Annotated in this window: 15 protein-coding genes; 5 read left to right on the plus strand and 10 right to left on the minus strand. The window is 73.2% G+C overall.

The features are described from left to right. Window positions 1-17 precede the first annotated feature (17 nt). The 6 genes from OKX07_RS19440 to OKX07_RS19465 all read right to left on the minus strand — a co-directional run bounded on the left by OKX07_RS19440 (window position 18) and on the right by OKX07_RS19465 (window position 9,652). The gene (locus OKX07_RS19440; protein WP_265629646.1) at window positions 18-1,361 is read right to left on the minus strand and encodes an AI-2E family transporter; all 1,344 of its coding nucleotides are present in this window, start codon (window positions 1,359-1,361) and stop codon (window positions 18-20) included. 64 nt (window positions 1,362-1,425) lie between these two features. Next, window positions 1,426-2,184, minus strand: a complete 759-nt coding sequence (gene narI, locus OKX07_RS19445; RefSeq protein WP_265629647.1) for a respiratory nitrate reductase subunit gamma — start codon at window positions 2,182-2,184, stop codon at window positions 1,426-1,428. Next, entirely contained in the window at window positions 2,181-2,858 is a 678-nt protein-coding gene (gene narJ / locus OKX07_RS19450) for a nitrate reductase molybdenum cofactor assembly chaperone (protein WP_265629648.1), read from the minus strand. Before narJ ends, narI begins: the two co-directional genes overlap by 4 nt. Next, entirely contained in the window at window positions 2,855-4,576 is a 1,722-nt protein-coding gene (narH, locus tag OKX07_RS19455; protein WP_265629649.1) for a nitrate reductase subunit beta, read from the minus strand. Before narH ends, narJ begins: the two co-directional genes overlap by 4 nt. A gap of 1 nt (window position 4,577) precedes the next feature. Continuing rightward, entirely contained in the window at window positions 4,578-8,336 is a 3,759-nt protein-coding gene (locus tag OKX07_RS19460) for a nitrate reductase subunit alpha (protein ID WP_265629650.1), read from the minus strand. Window positions 8,337-8,389: 53 nt separating this feature from the next. Continuing rightward, window positions 8,390-9,652 (minus strand): MFS transporter, encoded by a 1,263-nt coding sequence (locus tag OKX07_RS19465; protein ID WP_265629651.1) that lies wholly within the window; start codon window positions 9,650-9,652, stop codon window positions 8,390-8,392. Between the two features lie 302 nt (window positions 9,653-9,954). On the opposite strand from OKX07_RS19465, the gene OKX07_RS19470 reads away from it, so the two are divergent. After that, the gene (locus OKX07_RS19470) at window positions 9,955-10,644 is read left to right on the plus strand and encodes a LysE family transporter (protein WP_265629652.1); all 690 of its coding nucleotides are present in this window, start codon (window positions 9,955-9,957) and stop codon (window positions 10,642-10,644) included. 97 nt (window positions 10,645-10,741) lie between these two features. Here OKX07_RS19470 and OKX07_RS19475 read toward each other — a convergent pair whose 3' ends face one another. Then, window positions 10,742-11,689 carry a DMT family transporter gene (locus tag OKX07_RS19475; RefSeq protein ID WP_265629653.1) on the minus strand — a complete coding sequence of 316 codons (948 nt, stop codon included), beginning with the start codon at window positions 11,687-11,689 and terminating at the stop codon, window positions 10,742-10,744. Between the two features lie 113 nt (window positions 11,690-11,802). On the opposite strand from OKX07_RS19475, the gene OKX07_RS19480 reads away from it, so the two are divergent. Beyond that, window positions 11,803-12,093 carry a hypothetical protein gene (locus OKX07_RS19480; protein WP_265629654.1) on the plus strand — a complete coding sequence of 97 codons (291 nt, stop codon included), beginning with the start codon at window positions 11,803-11,805 and terminating at the stop codon, window positions 12,091-12,093. 71 nt (window positions 12,094-12,164) lie between these two features. Here the strand turns inward: OKX07_RS19480 and OKX07_RS19485 are convergent, their stop codons facing one another. Together OKX07_RS19485 and OKX07_RS19490 are read right to left on the minus strand one after the other, a co-directional pair. Next, the gene (locus tag OKX07_RS19485) at window positions 12,165-12,593 is read right to left on the minus strand and encodes an ArsR/SmtB family transcription factor (RefSeq protein WP_265629655.1); all 429 of its coding nucleotides are present in this window, start codon (window positions 12,591-12,593) and stop codon (window positions 12,165-12,167) included. Then, the gene (locus OKX07_RS19490; RefSeq protein WP_265629656.1) at window positions 12,590-13,237 is read right to left on the minus strand and encodes an SRPBCC family protein; all 648 of its coding nucleotides are present in this window, start codon (window positions 13,235-13,237) and stop codon (window positions 12,590-12,592) included. The genes OKX07_RS19485 and OKX07_RS19490 overlap by 4 nt, the downstream gene beginning before the upstream one ends. A 109-nt stretch (window positions 13,238-13,346) precedes the next feature. Between OKX07_RS19490 and OKX07_RS19495 the strand changes: the two genes are divergently transcribed. The 3 genes from OKX07_RS19495 (at window position 13,347) to OKX07_RS19505 (ending at window position 16,784) form a co-directional block, all read left to right on the plus strand. Continuing rightward, window positions 13,347-14,009 (plus strand): hypothetical protein, encoded by a 663-nt coding sequence (locus OKX07_RS19495; protein WP_265629657.1) that lies wholly within the window; start codon window positions 13,347-13,349, stop codon window positions 14,007-14,009. Window positions 14,010-14,231: 222 nt separating this feature from the next. Then, window positions 14,232-15,368 (plus strand): 6-phosphofructokinase, encoded by a 1,137-nt coding sequence (locus tag OKX07_RS19500; protein ID WP_265629658.1) that lies wholly within the window; start codon window positions 14,232-14,234, stop codon window positions 15,366-15,368. 168 nt (window positions 15,369-15,536) lie between these two features. Then, the gene (locus OKX07_RS19505) at window positions 15,537-16,784 is read left to right on the plus strand and encodes an alpha-amylase family protein (RefSeq protein WP_265629659.1); all 1,248 of its coding nucleotides are present in this window, start codon (window positions 15,537-15,539) and stop codon (window positions 16,782-16,784) included. On the opposite strand, the gene OKX07_RS19510 is transcribed toward OKX07_RS19505, so the two are convergent. Further along, window positions 16,774-17,337: a class I SAM-dependent methyltransferase gene (locus OKX07_RS19510; RefSeq protein ID WP_265629660.1), complete on the minus strand. Its 564-nt coding sequence runs from the start codon at window positions 17,335-17,337 to the stop codon at window positions 16,774-16,776. The two genes, OKX07_RS19505 and OKX07_RS19510, sit on opposite strands and share 11 nt — an antisense overlap. Window positions 17,338-17,371 lie beyond the last annotated feature (34 nt).

The raw sequence follows: 17,371 nt of genomic DNA on the forward strand, positions 1-17,371 counted from the left end.
CGCAGCAGCCCGCGGCGTCAGGACTCGTCGGCCCGACCTTCGTCGGCCTGACCCTCGTCGGCCTGACCCTTGTCGACGCGACCCTCGTCGCCGCGACGCCTGTCGGCCGTCCGCGCGGCCGCCCGGGTCTTCTCCAGGTCCCCGCGTCCCGCAGGGTCCCCGCCCGACTCGTCCTCCCCGGGGTCGTGCAGCATGTGCGACTGCACCAGCTCGTGGCGCTGCACGTACGTGTTCGCGACCGCCTGGATCGTCGCCGCGATCGGCAGGGCGAGGAACGCGCCCAGCGCGCCGAACACCGCACCGAACCCCAGCACGACGACGAACGACACCGCCGCGTTCATCTCCAGCGCCCGCGCCGAGACCTTCGGGGCCAGCCACAGGTTCTCGACCTGCTGGTAGCCGAGGATGAACGCCAGCACCCCCAGGCCCTGGGGGACGCCCTGGGACGTCAGCGCCACCGCGATGGGCAGCGCCCCGCCGAGGTAGGTGCCGATCGTCGGGACGAACTGCGAGACGACGCCCGTGAACAGCGCGAGCGGCAGCGAGTACGGGGTCCCGAGGATCGCGAGGAACGCGAACGTCGTCGCCGTCGCGATCGCCGCCAGGACGATGCGCGTGTTGATGAAGTCCGACACCTTGACCTGCGTGACCTCCCACAGCCGCAGCACCTCCTGCTGGCGGTTCGGGGTCAGCCAGCGGCAGAGCGACGCACGGAACCGGGGCCCGGCGGCGAGCAGGTAGTACGCCACCAGCAGGATGGTCAGGGACGCGAAGATGCCGCCCAGGATCGTCGTGCCGACGAGCAGCGCACCGGACGCGACCTCCGACCCCCACTGCTCGGCCGCCTGCTGCAGCAGGTCCTCGACGTCCGGGATCTCGGCGTTGAACCGGTCCTGGATCATCGTCTGCGCGGAGGCGTACAGGTCCGGCAGGCTGCTGACGAGCTGCACGAGCTGCTGCACGAACAGGTTGCCGAACAGCGCGAACACCACGAGCGTCACGACCAGGCCGCCCAGCAGCGCGAACGCGGCCGCACCACCGCGCTTCCACCCGTGCCGCACCAGCCACACGACGATCGGCTCGAGGGCGAGCGCGATGAAGAACGCGATCAGCAGGTTCACCAGCAGGCTCTGCAGGGCGCCGAGGGCCCCCCACAGGAAGATCCCGACGAACACGGCGAGCACCGCCATCGCCAGGGCCTTGCCCCACCAGCGCGGGGGGCGGCGGGCGTCGTGCTGCAGCGGCTGGGTGCCCTCGTCGCCGGGCGCCGCAGGGGCCCCGAACACCGGTGCGGCCCCGTACGGCGAGGGGGCCGACACCGACGCGTCGGGGCGTGAGGCGGGAGTGCTGTCGGTCGTCACGGGCGTGTCCTTCACGGGTCTGGCGTGCGTGGCGCGGGCGTGCGCGGTCACACACTAGGGCCCGTCAGCGGCGCGACGACTCCTTGCGCTGGACGCGGTCCCACCCCGGGCGCGTCTGCCGTGCCCCGAGGCGATCGGTACGCGAGCGGTAGACGACGTACGGCCGCCACAGGTAGCCGATCGGCGCGCTGAACACGTGCACCAGGCGGGTGAACGGCCACAGCGCGAACAGCAGCATCGCGGCCATGCCGTGCAGCTGGAACCCGAGCGGTGCGTCGGCCATGAGCTCGGGGTGCAGGTCGAACCGGAAGATGCCGCGGAACCACACCGAGACGCCGTCGCGGTAGTCGTAGTGGCCCCCGAGGTTGAGCACCGACCCGGCCACCGTGTTCCACATGCCGAGGAAGATCACGACCGCGAGCATGAGGTACATGACCTTGTCCATGCGCGTCGTGGCCCGGAACACGGGCCCGACCGTGCGGCGGCGGTAGATCAGCAGCACGAGCCCGACGACGGTGCTGAACCCCGCGACGGCACCGATGCTCACGGCGAGGAAGTGGTAGATCTCCTCGCTCATGCCGACCGCCTCGGTCCACGCCTTCGGGATCCCCAGGCCCATGACGTGGCCCAGGAACACCGCGAGGATCCCGAAGTGGAACAGCGGGCTCGCCCAGCGCAGCAGCCGGCGCTCGTAGAGCTGGGACGAGCGGGTCGTCCACCCGAACTGGTCGTACCGGTAGCGCCAGATGTGTCCCAGCACGAAGAAAGCGAGGCACACGTACGGGACGACGACCCACAGCAGGGTGTCGAAGGTCGTGGTCATCGGCGGGCTCCTGAGTCGGGGACGGACGCCGGCGGCGCGAACGGTTCGAGACCGACGTCCTCCCCGGGCGGACCCTCGGCGGCGAGCCGGGCGACGGCCTCCCGGTCGTCGCCGTCCAGCGGCGGGAGCGTCGCGCACACGGCGACGAGCGCACCGGCCCACGGCGAGCCCGCGTCGAGCAGCGCCAGCCGCAGCAGCTCGAGGCTCGCGCGATGCGCGAGGAGCAGGCGCAGCCCGGACTCCTGCGCGGCCTCGTCGCCGGTCGACGCGAACTCCAGGACCACGGCGACGTGGTCGGGCAGCTCGTCGGCCTCGAGCTCGAAGCCCGCGGCACGGTAGGCCTGCTTGTACTCGACGAGCGCGACACCCCGCCGGCGGGTGTCGCCGTGGGAGTAGTAGCTCAGGTACGGCGCCCGACGTCGCGCGAGGTCGAACGTCTCGACGTACTGCGCCGCGAGCACGGTCGGCGGCTGCGCGCCGAGGTGGTCGAGGACCTGCTCGAGCGGGACGCGCAGCCGGGGCGGCAGCGTCGCGACCGCGGTGCGCAGGTCCGGCAGCATCGCGAGCAGCTCGTCGTCCGGGTAGTCGAGCACCAGGGCGGCGACGCGGTGCGCGAGCGCCGTCTCGCGCGTCGCGGCGTGGCGCGCGGCGGTCCGCCGCGCGAGCCGCCTCACGAGCGACCCCCGTCGAGACGTGCGGCGTCGTCGTCGCCGTCCGGCTCGCGCAGGTTCGCGCCGTCCGGGCCGTCCTTGGGCGGGAACATCCCCGCGGGCGAGCCCTTGCCGTCCCAGTTGAGCAGGTTCACGCGTGCCTTCCTGGTGTCGGGGTCGGCGACGGTGTCCGTCGTCTGGCGCTGCTGGAGCATGTGGAAGTTCTCGACGGCGAGGGGGTCCTGCCCGCCCGAACCCTCCCCGAACGGCCCGGATCCGCCCATGCCCGGCCCGCCGTCGTAGTCGAGGCTGCACTCGGTGGCCAGCTCCTCGAGCCCGTGCGCCTGCTCGGCGTGCGCCGCGGGGATGACGTACCGCTCGTCGTACTTGGCGAGCGCGAGCAGGCGGTACATCTCGTACATCGTCGCCTCGTCCATGCCGACGGACGCCGGGATCCGCGGGTTGCCCGGGCGGCCCATGTTGAGGTCGCGCATGTACGAGCGCATCGCCGCGAGCCGCTTGAGCACCGCCGTGACCGGTGCGGGGTCCCCGGCGGTGAACAGCTCGGCCAGGTACTCCACCGGGATGCGCAGCGTGTCGATCGCCGCGAAGAGGTTCGACGTGTCCTCGCTGTCGACGCCGGTCTCCTGGACGACGTCGACGACGGGCGACAGCGGCGGGATGTACCAGACCATCGGCAGCGTCCGGTACTCGGGGTGCAGCGGCAGCGCGACCTCGTACGTGTTGATGAGCGCCCAGATCGGCGAGCGCTGCGCGGCCTCCACCCAGTCGTGCGCGATACCCGCGCGCTCGGCCTCGCGCTGGACCTCCGGGTCGTTCGGGTCGAGGAACACCGCCCGCTGCGACGCGAGCAGCTCCTGCTCGTCGGTCACGGACGCGGCGGCCAGCACCTTGTCCGCGTCGTACAGGACGAGGCCGATGTACCGCAGCCGCCCGACGCACGTCTCCGAGCAGACCGTCGGCAGGCCGACCTCGATGCGCGGGTAGCAGAACGTGCACTTCTCGGCCTTGCCGGTCTTGTGGTTGAAGTAGATCTTCTTGTACGGGCAGCCCGTGACGCACTTGCGCCAGCCGCGGCACGCGTCCTGGTCGACCAGCACGATGCCGTCCTCGGCCCGCTTGTAGATCGCGCCCGACGGGCACGACGCGGCGCACGACGGGTTGAGGCAGTGCTCACAGATGCGCGGCAGGTAGAACATGAAGGTCTGCTCGAACTCGAGCTTCACCTTGTCGGACACGCGTCGCAGGATCGGGTCCGCGGTCGTCAGCTCCGGGGAGCCGCCCAGGTCGTCGTCCCAGTTGGCGCTCCACCCGACCTGCATGTCCTTGCCGCTGAGAAGCGACTTCGGGCGTGCGACGGGCACGTGGTCCTGCAGCGGCGCGTTCGTCAGGCTCTCGTAGTCGTACGTCCACGGCTCGTAGTACTCGTCGATCGACGGCTGCTTGGGGCTCGCGAAGATCGTGAGCAGGTTCTTCAGGCGGCCACCGGCCTTGAGCTGGAGCCGGCCCTTCTTGTTCAGCGTCCAGCCGCCCTCCCACTTCTCCTGGTCCTCGTAGGTGCGGGGGTAGCCCTGCCCCGGGCGTGTCTCGACGTTGTTGAACCAGACGTACTCGGTGCCGGTGCGGTTGGTCCACGCCTGCTTGCACGTCACCGAGCAGGTGTGGCACCCGATGCACTTGTCGAGGTTCATGACCATCGCCATCTGAGCCATCACGCGCATGTCAGTACTCCACGTCCTGCGACCGGCGACGGACGACCGTCACCTCGTCGCGCTGGTTGCCCGTCGGGCCCAGGTAGTTGAACGCGTACGCGAGCTGCGCGTACCCGCCGATGAGGTGGCTGGGCTTGATGAGCAGCCGGGTCAGCGAGTTGTGGATGCCCCCGCGCTTGCCCGTCTTCTCCGTCCGCGGCACGTCGATGAGCCGGTCCTGCGCGTGGTACATGTACACGGTCCCCTCGGGCATGCGGTGCGAGACGATCGCCCGCGCGACCACCACGCCGTTGCGGTTGACGGCCTCGACCCAGTCGTTGTCGCGGATGCCGACCTTGGCCGCGTCGAGGTCGCTCATCCAGATGCCGGGGCCGCCGCGCGAGAGCGACAGCATGAACAGGTTGTCCTGGTACTCGGAGTGGATGGACCACTTGCTGTGCGGGGTCAGGTAGCGGACCGTCACGCCGAGGGTCGCGGTGCCGTCCACCTCCCCGACGTCGCCCAGCGCGTTCTCGTCGAACAGCGCCTGCATGTTCAGCGGCGGCCGGAACACCGGCAGCCCCTCCCCCAGCTCCGTCATCCAGTCGTGGTCGAGGTAGAAGTGCTGCCGCCCCGTGAGGGTGTGCCACGGCTTGAGGCGCTCGACGTTGATCGTGAACGGGGAGTACCGCCGGCCGCCGTGCTCGGTGCCGGACCACTCGGGTGACGTGATGACGGTCGTCGGGGCGGCCTGGGTGTCGGCGAACGTGACCTGCTTGCCCTCGTGCTCGGCAGCGAGGTCGGCCATCTTCGTGCCCGTGCGCTTCTCGAGCGTGTGGAACCCCTGCACCGCGAGCCGCCCGTTGGTCGTGCCGGACAGCGCGAGGATCGCCTCGCACGCGTGCACGTCGCGCGAGAGCAGCGGGCGACCGTCCGCGACCGCGCCCGGCGCCCCCGCCGGGATGCGCGCAACCCCGTTCTTGCGCCGCAGGTACTCGATCTCCTCCGTGACGTCGAAGGTGACGCCCTTGGTCGTCAGGCCCGCGGTGTCCGGGATCGGGCCGAGGGTCGCGAGCTTCGCGGCGACGGCCGGGTAGTCGCGCTCGATCACGACGAGCTTCGGCATCGTCTTGCCCGGGACGGCCTCGCACTCCCCGGCCTTCCAGTCCCGCACGCGCCCGTGCGGGTTGGCCATCGCGTCCGGGGTGTCGTGCGTCAGCGGGACCGCGACGACGTCCTGCCGGACCCCGAGGTGCTTCACGGACTGCCGCGAGAACTCCTTGGCGAGGGTGTGGAAGATCTCGAAGTCCGTGCGGGTCTGCCACGGCGGTGCGATGGCAGGGCTGAACGAGTTCACGAACGGGTGCATGTCCGTGGTGTTGAGGTCGTGCTTCTCATACCAGGTGGCCGCGGGCAGGACGACGTCGGAGTAGATCGTCGTGCTCGTCATGCGGAAGTCGAGCGAGAGCAGCATGTCGAGCTTGCCCGTGGGGGCCTCGCCGTGCCAGACGACGTCCCGGGGACGGGCGTCCGGTGGCGCCTCCGTGCCGAGGAGGTTCGAGTCCGCACCGAGCAGGTGGTGCAGGAAGTACTCGTTGCCCTTGCCCGACGAGCCGAGCAGGTTGGCGCGCCACACCGTCAGCACGCGCGGCCAGTTCTCGGGGGCGTCGGGGTCCTCGGCGGAGAACCGCAGACGGCCCTCGGTGAGCTCGCGCGGTACGTACTCGCCCACCGGCAGGCCCGCAGCCTCGGCGTCGGCCGCGATGTCCAGCGGGTTGCGGTCGAACGTCGGGTAGGACGGCATCCAGCCCATGCGCGCGGACTTCGCGATGACGTCGGCCGTCGTCATCCCCGCGAACGCGCCGCCCGTGCCCGGCGTCGCCGCCGTGAGGGTGTCGGCGCTGAACGGGTCGTAGCGGTACTGGTCGGTGTGCAGGTACCAGTACGCCGTCTGGATCATCGTGCGCGGCGGACGCGCCCAGTCGTTGGCGGTCGCGTACATCTGCTGACCCGTCACCGGGCGGACCTTCTCCTGGCCGACGTAGTGCGCCCAGCCGCCGCCGTTGACGCCCTGGCACCCCGTCAGGGTCGTGAGCGTGAGGAAGGCGCGGTAGATCGTGTCCGAGTGGAACCAGTGGTTGGTCCCGGCGCCCATGAGGATCATCGACCGGCCGCGCGACTCCTCCGCGTTGGCGGCGAACTCCCGCCCGATCCGCTCGGCCTTCGCCGCGGGGACGCCCGTGAACTGCTCCTGCCAGGCGGGCGTGCAGCCCTGCGACGCGTCGTCGTAACCCGTCGGCCACTCCCCCGGCAGACCGTCGCGTCCCACGCCGTACTGCGCGAGCAGCAGGTCGAGCACGGTCGTCACGAGGTGCTCGCCGACGCGCCGGACCGGGACCCCGCGCCGCGCCACCGCCGCCGCACCGTCCAGCGCGTCGAACCGCGGCAGCTCGACCAGCACCGCCTCGGAGCGCCCGGCCTCACCGACCACGGGCCCGCCGGCGCTCAGCAGCGGCTCGATGTCCCCGAGCTCGAGGTTCCAGTGCCCGACGCCCTCCTCGCCGTAGCGGTGGCCCAGGGAGCCGCCGGGGACCACCGGCATGTCGGTCCGCGCGTCGAGCAGGACCGTCTTGAACGCCGCGTTCTCACTCGTCGCCTCTGCACCCGGCAGGTCCTCGGCGGTGAGGAACTTGCCCGGGACGAACCGCCCGTCGCGCTCGTCGATCCGGACGAGGAAGGGCAGGTCCGTGAACCGTCGGACGTAGTCCGCGAAGTACGGCACCTCCCGGTCGACGAAGAACTCCTTGAGCGTGACGTGACCCATCGCCATCGCGAGCGCGCCGTCCGTGCCGGGCGCGACCGCGAGCCACTCGTCGGCGAACTTCGTGTTGTCCGCGTAGTCGGGGCTCACCGCGACGACCTTCTGCCCGCGGTAGCGCGCCTCGATCATCCAGTGGGCGTCCGGCGTGCGCGTGACCGGCACGTTCGAGCCCCACATGATCAGGTAGCCCGCGTCCCACCAGTCGCCCGACTCCGGGACGTCCGTCTGGTCGCCGAACACCTGCGGGGACGCCACCGGCAGGTCGGCGTACCAGTCGTAGAACGACAGCATCGGGGCGCCGATCAGGGAGTGGTACCGCGCGCCGGCGCCGTGCGACACCATCGACATCGCGGGGATCGGCGAGAAGCCCGCAACCCGGTCCGGCCCGTACCGCTTGATGGTGTGGACCTGCGCGGCGGCGACCATCTCGGTCGCCTCGTCCCACGTCGCGCGTACCAGGCCGCCCTTGCCGCGGGCCCGCTTGTAGCGCTTGGCCCTGGCCGGGTCGTCGACGACGTCCGCCCACGCGAGCACCGGGTCCCCCAGACGCGCCTTCGCCTCGCGGTACATCTCCAGCAGCACGCCGCGCACGTACGGGTAGCGGACGCGCGTCGGGGAGTACGTGTACCAGCTGAACGCGGCGCCGCGCGGACAGCCCCGCGGCTCGTACTCCGGGGAGTCCGGGCCGACCGACGGGTAGTCCGTCTGCTGCGACTCCCACGTGATGATGCCGTCCTTGACGTACACCTTCCACGAGCACGAGCCCGTGCAGTTGACGCCGTGCGTCGAGCGGACGACCTTGTCGTGGCTCCACCGGTCCCGGTAGAACGTGTCGGCGTCGCGCCCGCCGATCTGGTGCAGCGTCCGCAGGTCCTGCGAGACCTCGCTCTTGCGGAAGAACCGCCGCGTCCGCAGCAGGGCCTCTGTCACGTCGCCGTCGAGTCGGGGCGGGTCGTTCTGGAGGGTCACGGTCGAGGTCCTTCCGGGTGGTCGGGTCCTGCGGGACGAGCGGCGTGCGGTGGCTACACGGGGGCGGCGCGCTTCGCGTGCGCCGAGCGGCGGACGGGGCCGCGCGTGAACAGCACGGTGAGCAGGCAGACGACTGCCAGCAGCGCGAGGCCCAGGCTGTAGTCGCCGACGACGTCGAACACCGCTCCCATGACGAGCGGCGGCACGAACCCGCCGAGGCCGCCCGCCGCACCGACGAGCCCGGTGACCGCACCGACCTTCTCCGGCGGCGCCAAGCTTGCCACCAGCCCGAACGTCGCTCCCGACGACGCGCCGAGCAGCGCCGCGAGCCCGAGGAACGCGATCGTCCCGACCGGGACGAGCGGCAGCTCGAGCGCCGCGACGGCCGCGAGCACGGCGGCACCGAGGAAGCACACGACGAGCACCGCCGTCGCGTCGTACTTGTCCGTCAGTGCGCCGCCGACGGGCCGCATGAGCACCGCGAGGACCACGAACCCGGCCGTCCGCAGCGCGGCGTCCTCCTGCGTCAGGCCGAACGCGTTGATGAGGTACGTGGGCAGGTAGACGCTGAACGCGACGAACCCGCCGAAGCCCACGGCGTACAGCACGGACAGCTGGCCCGTCGCGGGCAGCTTCGCGGTCGCCCACGTCCGCGCGAGGAACGACCCCTGCGGCATCGCGCGCCCCGGGGCGTCGCGCACGAGCATGCCTGACGCGATCGCGTACACGGTCAGGACGCCCGCGACGATGAGGAACGGCGCCTCGGGACCCACCGTGGTCGACAGGCGCACGGTCGTGAACGACGAGACAGCCGTGCCGCCCATGCCGAGACCGAAGATCCCGAGCGCCGTGCCGCGACGCGCAGGCGGGTACCAGGCGTTGACCAGCGGGACACCGATCGCGAACGCCGTGCCGCCCAGACCGAGGAAGAACCCGCCGACGAGCATCGCCGCGAAGCTCTCCGCTACCAGGCCGACGTACAGCACGGGCAGCACGGTCAGGATGCTGACGGCCGGGAACATGACCCGTGCACCGACGCGGTCGGTCAGCGCTCCCACCGGGATCCGCCCCAGCGACCCGACGATCACCGGCACGGCCACCAGCACCGCCTGCTGGAACCCCGTCAGGTCGAGCCGCTCCCGGTACGCCGCGCCGAGCGGGCTGATGAGCGCCCACGCCCAGAAGTTGACGAAGAAGCCGAGCGCCGCGAGGACGAGGTTGCGGGTCGAACCGGTCGGCTGGGGTGCGCCGGTCGCGCGGGGCGGGGGCGCGGCCGGTCGTCGCGCGCCGTCGCGCGCCTCGTCGGGTCGGCCCACCGGTACCCCCTGCTCAGGATGCTTCGTCTGGTCCTGCCGATTCGATCGAACGTAGCAGCGCGGCAACGCCACGACACCCGCTAGTCGCCGGGCAATCGGGCCTCCTGGGCACGTGGACCGCGCGGTTCAGGACCAACGTCCCATATCGAGCGTCGCTTCCGACCGGCGCGTCGGGCCGTGGAGGGGCCGACGCCCCGCGAACGGACGCGCCTCGAAAGCCCTGGCCGACGCACGCGGCAGCGGCCATGATCGGCGCATGCCCGCCACGCCCGACCCGCGGGGCTCCGACGCCGGCGGACGCCGTGGCCGCTGACCTCACGACCGCGGCCGTCGGTGGTCTGCTGGCGGGCTGGGGCATCGCGCTGCCGGTCGGCGCGGTCGGGGTCCTGCTCGTGCTGCTCGGTGCGCGGCACGGGCGGCGCGTCGGCTGTGCGGGTGGGCTGGGCGCGGCGGTCGTCGACGGCGCGTACGCGATGGTCGCCGTGGTGCTGGGCTCCGCGCTGGCGCCGGTCCTCGTGCGCGCGGCCGGGCCCGTGCGCTGGACGTCGGCGGCGGTGCTCGTCGTCGTCGCCCTGCTGCTGCTGCGCCCGGCCCTCGGTCGGGGACCCGGCGACGGTCGGGGACCCGGCGACGGTCGGGGACCCGGCGACGCGACGGCGGACGTGGTGCCCGAGCCCCGGACGACCGGTGTCATGACGCCACGCCGGGCGTTCCTGCTCGTGCTCGCCGCGACGGCGGTCAACCCTGCGACGGTCGTCTACTTCGTCGCCCTGACGTCCGGCGCGTCCGCGACGACCCTCACCGGCCCCGGACCGCGCGTCATGTTCGTGGTCGCGGCCTTCCTCGCGTCCGCGTCGTGGCAGCTGCTGCTGGGCAGCGCGGGCGCGTGGGCCGGTGCGCGGCTGACCGGGCCGCGCGGGCGGCGCTGGACGGCCGTCGTGGGGGCCGCCGTCGTGCTGGCGCTCGCCGTGCGGACCGCGCTCGGGCCCTGAGCCGTCGGCCGGACGGACGTGAGGAGTGTGAAGCGTTGCTGCCGGATTCCGGCAACAACGCTTCACACTCCTTCGTGCGCGTGGTCGGCGTGAGCCTTCAGGCGGCCGCGCGGCGGGTCCGGACGTCCACGGCCAGCACCACCAGCCCGCACGCCAGGACCACCAGGCCCAGCACGGCACGGCCTGGCAGCCGCTCGCCCAGGACGAGCAGACCCAGGAGGGTCGCCGTCAGCGGCTCGGCGAGAGTGAGCGTCGCGACGGTCGCCGAGCCGAGCCGTGCGAGCCCGTACCCGAACAGCACGTACGCGGCCGTCGTCGTGACCAGCCCCAGCCACAGCACCGTCGCCAGCCCTGCGGGCGACGTCAGACCCCCGGTGCCGACGACGGCCAGCACGCCCACGCTGAGGACGCCGGCGACGCCGAACATCGCGCCCATGCTCGTGGTCGACGTCCAGCCCCCGCCGATGAGCGCCGCCCCCGCGAGCGTATAGAGCGCGTACGCGGCACCGGCGCCGAGGGACGCGAGCACCCCGACGACGTCGAGCCCTCCGGCCGTGGCGGCGCCGGGGTCGCCGGGCGCCAGCCCCAGGACGGTGACGCCCGTGGTCGCGAGCGCGGTGGCGACGAACCACGACCGTCCGGGCCGCCCGCGGCCCAGCGCCCACGTCGCGAGGCCCGTCAGAACGGGTGCCGACCCCAGTGCGATCACGGTCCCGACGGCGACACCGTTGCGCGCGGTCCCCAGGAAGAACGCGGGCTGGTAGGCGAGCACGCCGAACGCCCCCACCGCCACCCACCCGCGCCCCCACGCAGCGCGAGAGCGCAATCCAGTCACCCCCCACCCCCCGCGAGAGCGCAATCCGTTCGACAGTGCGCGGGGTCCCGCGTGCGAGACGACGGTCGCGACGAGCGCGAGCGCGATCCCGCCGACGGCGATCCGCGCCGCACCGAGCGCGACGGGGTCGGCCGACGGCCCGAGCGCCTGGGCGGTCCCGGTCGTGCCGAAGCACATGGCCGCGAGCAGGACGGCGAGGATCGCGGGCACGCCCGATGGTGGCACGCACGACGTTTGACCAGTGGTCACGTGGGGACGCTTCCGGCGGCCCGACGCGCTGCCGGGCGACGCCGCGGTGGGGTACGTGCACGTCGACACTCGACATGGAGCGGTTCTGGGGTGCGTTGCTGGGCGGGCGGATCGTGCCGAACACGCTGGTCAGGCGCATGCGTCGGGCGCCGGAGGGTCCGGGTGGGCCGGGCGAGGGGTACGCGTACGGCCTGGGCCTCTGGCTGCGCAACGGCGGTGCGCTGGTGCTGCAGGGCGAGGACTCGGGGGTGTGGTTCTTCGCGACGCACGACCCGGCGACGGGGTTGACGTGGACGGTCGCCGGGACGACGTCGGAGGCGGCGTGGCCGGTGCTCCACGGGCTGCGCGAGGCCCTCACGCCCTGACGGCCGCGGGACCGCACCGGCTCGCCCGGCCCCCGCGGCATGATCGCGCCGCGGCCCGGCGGCCACCTCGGTCAGGTCCCTGTCGCCTCCGTGCCGCCCGTCGAGCGCTGCGCACCCCGTCGACGGTCCCGTCGGCCGCGCACCAGCTCGGTCTCCAGCGCGTCGAGCGGCTGGGCGAACGGGTCGAGGAACCTGGCGAGCCAGCCCTCGACGACGCTCAGCCCCTGCGGCTCGACCCGGTAGAGCCGACGCGGCCCGTCGGTGCGCACGACGACCACGCCTGCCTCGCGCAGCACGCGCAGGTGCTGCGACGTCGCGGGCTGGGAGATGCCGAACTCGTCCGCCGCGGCTGCGACCAGCTCGCCGGCGGCGCGCTCCGCCCCCCCGAGGTGCTCGAGGAGCCTCCGGCGCACGGGCTCAGCGAGCGCCGCGAGGACGACGTCGACGCGGGCGGCGGCGGCAGCGGGTGCGAGCTCGGCGCGGTCAGCGGCGGTGCTCATGCCTCGGGCGCCGCCGTGCCGGTGTAGAAGGCAAACGTCCGCTGGCCCGCGGCCTCGGCGGAGACCGTCTCGCGTCCGTCGGCGGCGTCGGCCTGCGCCCACCCGCCGACCGCGCGCCGGACGAACTCCTGGCCCTCGGGCGTCGTCGGCCACTCCTCGCCCACGTCCTTCGCGATCGCCTCGCCCGTCGCGAGGTGGGCCGCCAGCCCCCACAGCGCGAGGTCCCACCCGACGCCCACCGCCCCGGGGCCGAACTGCTCCCAGAACTCCGGGTCGACGTGCGCCTCGTGCAGCAGCGTCAGCTCGGTGCCGCCGTCGGCGGGCGCCAGCAGGAGCTGGAGCCAGCTCACCTGGCCCCCGAACTCCCAGGTCAGCGCGATGCGCGCGGGCTGCTCGCACGCCTCGACGACGCCGCCGGCGTTGCCCTCGACCTGGTAGCGACCGCCCGGGCGCAGGTCCCCGGTCACGGGTGCGAACCAGCGCGGCAGCCGCTCGGCGTCGGTGAGCGCGTCCCACACGTCGGCCGGGTCGGCCCGGTAGGCACGGTGGGCCACGACGATCTTGGTCGGCGTCCCGTCCCGCTCGCCGCGGCGCAGCTCCCGCGCCACGAGTCCGACCTGCTCCAGTGCGTCGATGCCGGCCATCACGTCTCCGTCCGTCGTCAGCGTATAAGCCCTTGCTTATACGTTACCTCGGAGACGTGCAGCGGTCCACCCCTCGACGCCACCCGGCCCCGCCCGGCACGCTGGGCGGGTGCTCCTGCCGCCCAAGGTCGCCACCGGCATCGCCGACGGCACCGTGACCCTCGCGTTCCGCCGCTGGCAGCGCGTCGACGTGCGACCCGGCGCACGCTTCCGCACGTCTGCGGGCGTCGTCGAGGTCACGTCCGTCGACGTCGTCGACCCCGCGACGCTCACCGACGCCGACGCCCACGCCGCCGGCCTGCCGGACGTCGCCGCGCTGCTGGGCCTGCTCGATCCGGCCGCGGTCGCGAAGCGGCGGCGCACCGCGCGGTACGGCCGCGCGCCCGTCGTCGACGAGAGTCCCGCACCGGACGCGACCGGCTGGCCGGTCTACCGCGTCGCCCTCGTGTGGGCCGGGCCGGACCCCCGCGAGGCCCTGCGCGAGGACGCCGACCTGACCGACGCCGACGTCGCCGCGATCGACCTGCGCCTCGACCGGCTCGACCGCGCCAGCACGCACGGCCCGTGGACGACCGCGACGCTCGACGTGATCCGCCGCCGCCCCCACGTCCGCGCACCCGACCTGGCAGCCGAGCTGGGCCGCGAGCGCGACCCGTTCAAGCTCGACGTCCGCAAGCTCAAGGGCCTGGGCCTGACCCAGAGCTTCGAGGTCGGCTACGCCCTGAGCCCCCGCGGAGAGGCCTACGTAGCCCGCACCCCCCGGGGCCTCTGACCCGCTCGCCCCACCTAGCACGGACCCTCGCAGAGTGGTCACCTCCGAGTCCGTGACCACCCCATAGTGGGCGGAGAACTGACCACATCCCGGCGGGGGCGCGGTCGGCGCCGTCCGCGCGCCGCACCACAGTCGTCCTACGACATTGTGCGGGGGTGCGCTTGCCCACGACACTGTGCGCACACGGCCGGCCCCCGCCGGTCACGGCGGGTGGAGGCGGGCATGACGCGGACCAGGGCGAAGCGGGTCGGGATCCTCACGGCGGGCGGCGACAGCCCCGGCCTGAACGCGGCGATCCGCGGGTTCGGCAAGACCGCGATCGGGCACTACGGCATGGAGCTGTTCGGGTTCCGCGACGGGGTGACGGGCCTGGTCGAGAACCGGTACGTCGAGCTGGACGGCAAGGCCCTGTCCGGGATCCTTACCGTCGGCGGGACCATCCTGGGGACGAGCCGCGACAAGGTCCACCGGTACTCCGTGGACGGTGGCGAGCCGCAGGACATGGTGCCGACGGTCGCGGAGAACTACCGCGCGCTGGGCCTGGACGCCCTCATCATGCTGGGCGGCGGGGGGACGGCGAAGAACGCGATGCGCCTGGTCGAGGCAGGCCTCAACGTCATCCACCTGCCCAAGACGATCGACAACGACATCGCCGAGACGGACACGTCGTTCGGCTTCGCGACGGCCACGGAGATCGCCACCGAGGCCGTGGACCGCGTGCACTCGACCGCGCACAGCCACCACCGGATCATCCTCACCGAGATCATGGGCCACAACGCCGGGTGGCTGACGCTCGCGGCGGGCATCGCGGGCGGCGCCGACATCATCCTCATCCCCGAGATCCCGTACACGATCGACGCGGTCGCGGAGACGATCCGGCGGCGGATGTCCCGCGGCTCGTCGTTCTCGGTCGTCGCCGTCGCGGAGGGCGCCCGGGACGTCGAGGACACAGCCGACTACGAGGCCGCACAGCTCCTCGTGAAGTCCGCCAAGACCCCCGAGTCGCGCCGCGCCGCCAAGAAGCACCTGGCCAACGTCGAGGACGCGCAGCGCGAGCACACGTTCAAGCTGGCGCGCGAGCTCGAGGCCGCCACCCGGCTGGAGACGCGCGTGACGATCCTCGGGTACGTGCAGCGCGGCGGGACGCCGTGCGCGGCGGACCGGCTGCTCGCGACGCGCCTGGGTGCGGCCGCCGCGAACCTCGTCGAGCGCGGCGAGTTCGGCGTCATGGTCGCGGCCCGCGGCGACGACGCGGTCCCCGTGCCGCTCGCCGACGTGGCGGGCAAGGTCAAGCTGGTCCCCTTGGACCATGCCTGGGTCCAGGCGGCCCGCCAGGTCGGCACGGGCCTGGGCGACTGACGGGGCTGGATCGCCCCCTCACCGCGAGAGAGCGATCCAGCACGCACCCGCCCCACCCCCCGGGGCGAGAGAGCAATCCAGCACCTCGCCCCCACCCCCCCCCGCGCGAGAGAGCAATCCAGCACCCGGACTAGGGTCATGGCGTCGGGGTCGAGGGGTGGAGGCGGCATGGGCACGGGCTGGACCGAGCACGCGATCTGGTGGCACGTGTACCCGTTGGGGGCGGTCGGTGCACCCGTCCGCACCCCCGACGACGCCCCCGGCACCCCCCGCCTGCAGCGCCTGCTCCCCTGGCTCGACCACGTCGTGCGCCTGGGCACCAACGGCGTGCTGCTGGGCCCGGTGTTCGCGTCGTCCACGCACGGATACGACACGACCGACCACTACCGCGTCGACCCGCGCCTGGGCTCCGAGGACGACCTGGACGCGCTGATCGCCGCGGCCCACGAGCGCGGGCTGCGGGTGCTGCTCGACGGGGTGTTCAACCACGTCGGCGCGGAGCACCCGCTGGTCACGCAGGTGCTGGCGGAGGGTCCCGACGGGCCCCGGGCGGGCTTCCTGCGCGTCGACTGGGACCATCCCGACGGCCCGCGGACGGCGGACTTCGAGGGTCACCGCGCGCTCGTCGCGCTGAACCACGACGACCCCGCGGTGGCCGCGTTCGTCGTCGACGTCATGACGCACTGGCTGGACCGCGGCGTCGACGGCTGGCGGCTGGACGCCGCGTACGCGGTGCCGCCGGCCTTCTGGGCGCACGTGCTGCCGGCGGTGCGTGAGCGGCACCCGGACGCGTGGGTCGTGGGCGAGGTCATCCACGGGGACTACGCGGGGATCGTCGCGGCGTCGGGCATGGACGCGGTCACGCAGTACGAGCTGTGGAAGGCGGTGTGGAGCAGCCTGCGGGACCGCAACTTCTGGGAGCTCGACCACGCGCTGCGTCGCCACGACGAGTTCCTCGAGACGTTCGTGCCGCAGACGTTCGTCGGCAACCACGACGTCACGCGCATCGCGACGCAGGTGGGCCCGCAGGCGGCGGTGCTCGCGCTCGTCGTGCTCATGACCGTCGGCGGCGTGCCCACGCTGTACTACGGCGACGAGCTGGGCTGGGAGGCGCTCAAGGAGGAGCGCGAGGGCGGCGACGACGCGGTGCGGCCGGTGCTGCCCGCGTCGCCGGACGACCTCGGCGACGACGAGCTGGGCGCGTTGCACGTGCACCAGGCGCTCGTCGCGCTGCGCCGTCGGCACCCCTGGCTGCACACGGCCCGTACCACCGCCGACGAGCTGACGAACACCCGCTACCGGTACACCGCGACGTCCGCGGACGGCGCCCACCGGCTGCACGTCGAGCTCGACACCACGCAGGCACCGCGGGCCGTCGTGCGCGACGACGACGGGCAGGTGCTGTTCACGACGTGACGCGCCGCAGCCGCACCCCGCGGTACAGCACGGACGGCAGCACGACCCCCCGCACGAGCACCCGCTCGGACGTCCACCCGGGCACGCCCGCGACGGCCGCGCGGACACCGTCGAACGGCGCGACGCCCACGTCGTACAGGTAGGCCGTGCCCGTCGGCCGCAGCACGCGCAGCACCTCGCGGACCGCGTCGCCCAGCGGGGACCAGTGGTGGAAGCTCATGGTCGACGTCACGACGTCGAACGAGGCGTCCGGGTAGGGCAGCGCGGCCGCGTCGCCCACGACGACGGCCGTGCGGTCCGCCAGGCCGGCGCGCGCGAGGACGACGCGCGCGTGCTCGACCATCTGCGGTGTGACGTCGAGACCGTCGACGTGCAGGTCCGGGCGTCGACGCGCGAGCGTCCGGACGAGCATGCCCGGCCCGCAGCCGACGTCCAGCACGCGACCGCCCTGCGGTGCGTCCGCCGACGCGTGCGCAGCCGCCCGCCGCTGCAGGACGGCGAAGAACCTGCCCGTGCTGCGCTGGTACGCGAGCGGAGTCGTGTAGTCGGCCATCGGTACCCCGTCCTGTCGTGGGCGAGGGTACCGA

The organism is Cellulomonas sp. S1-8, from assembly GCF_026184235.1.
Lineage (GTDB): Bacteria > Actinomycetota > Actinomycetes > Actinomycetales > Cellulomonadaceae > Cellulomonas.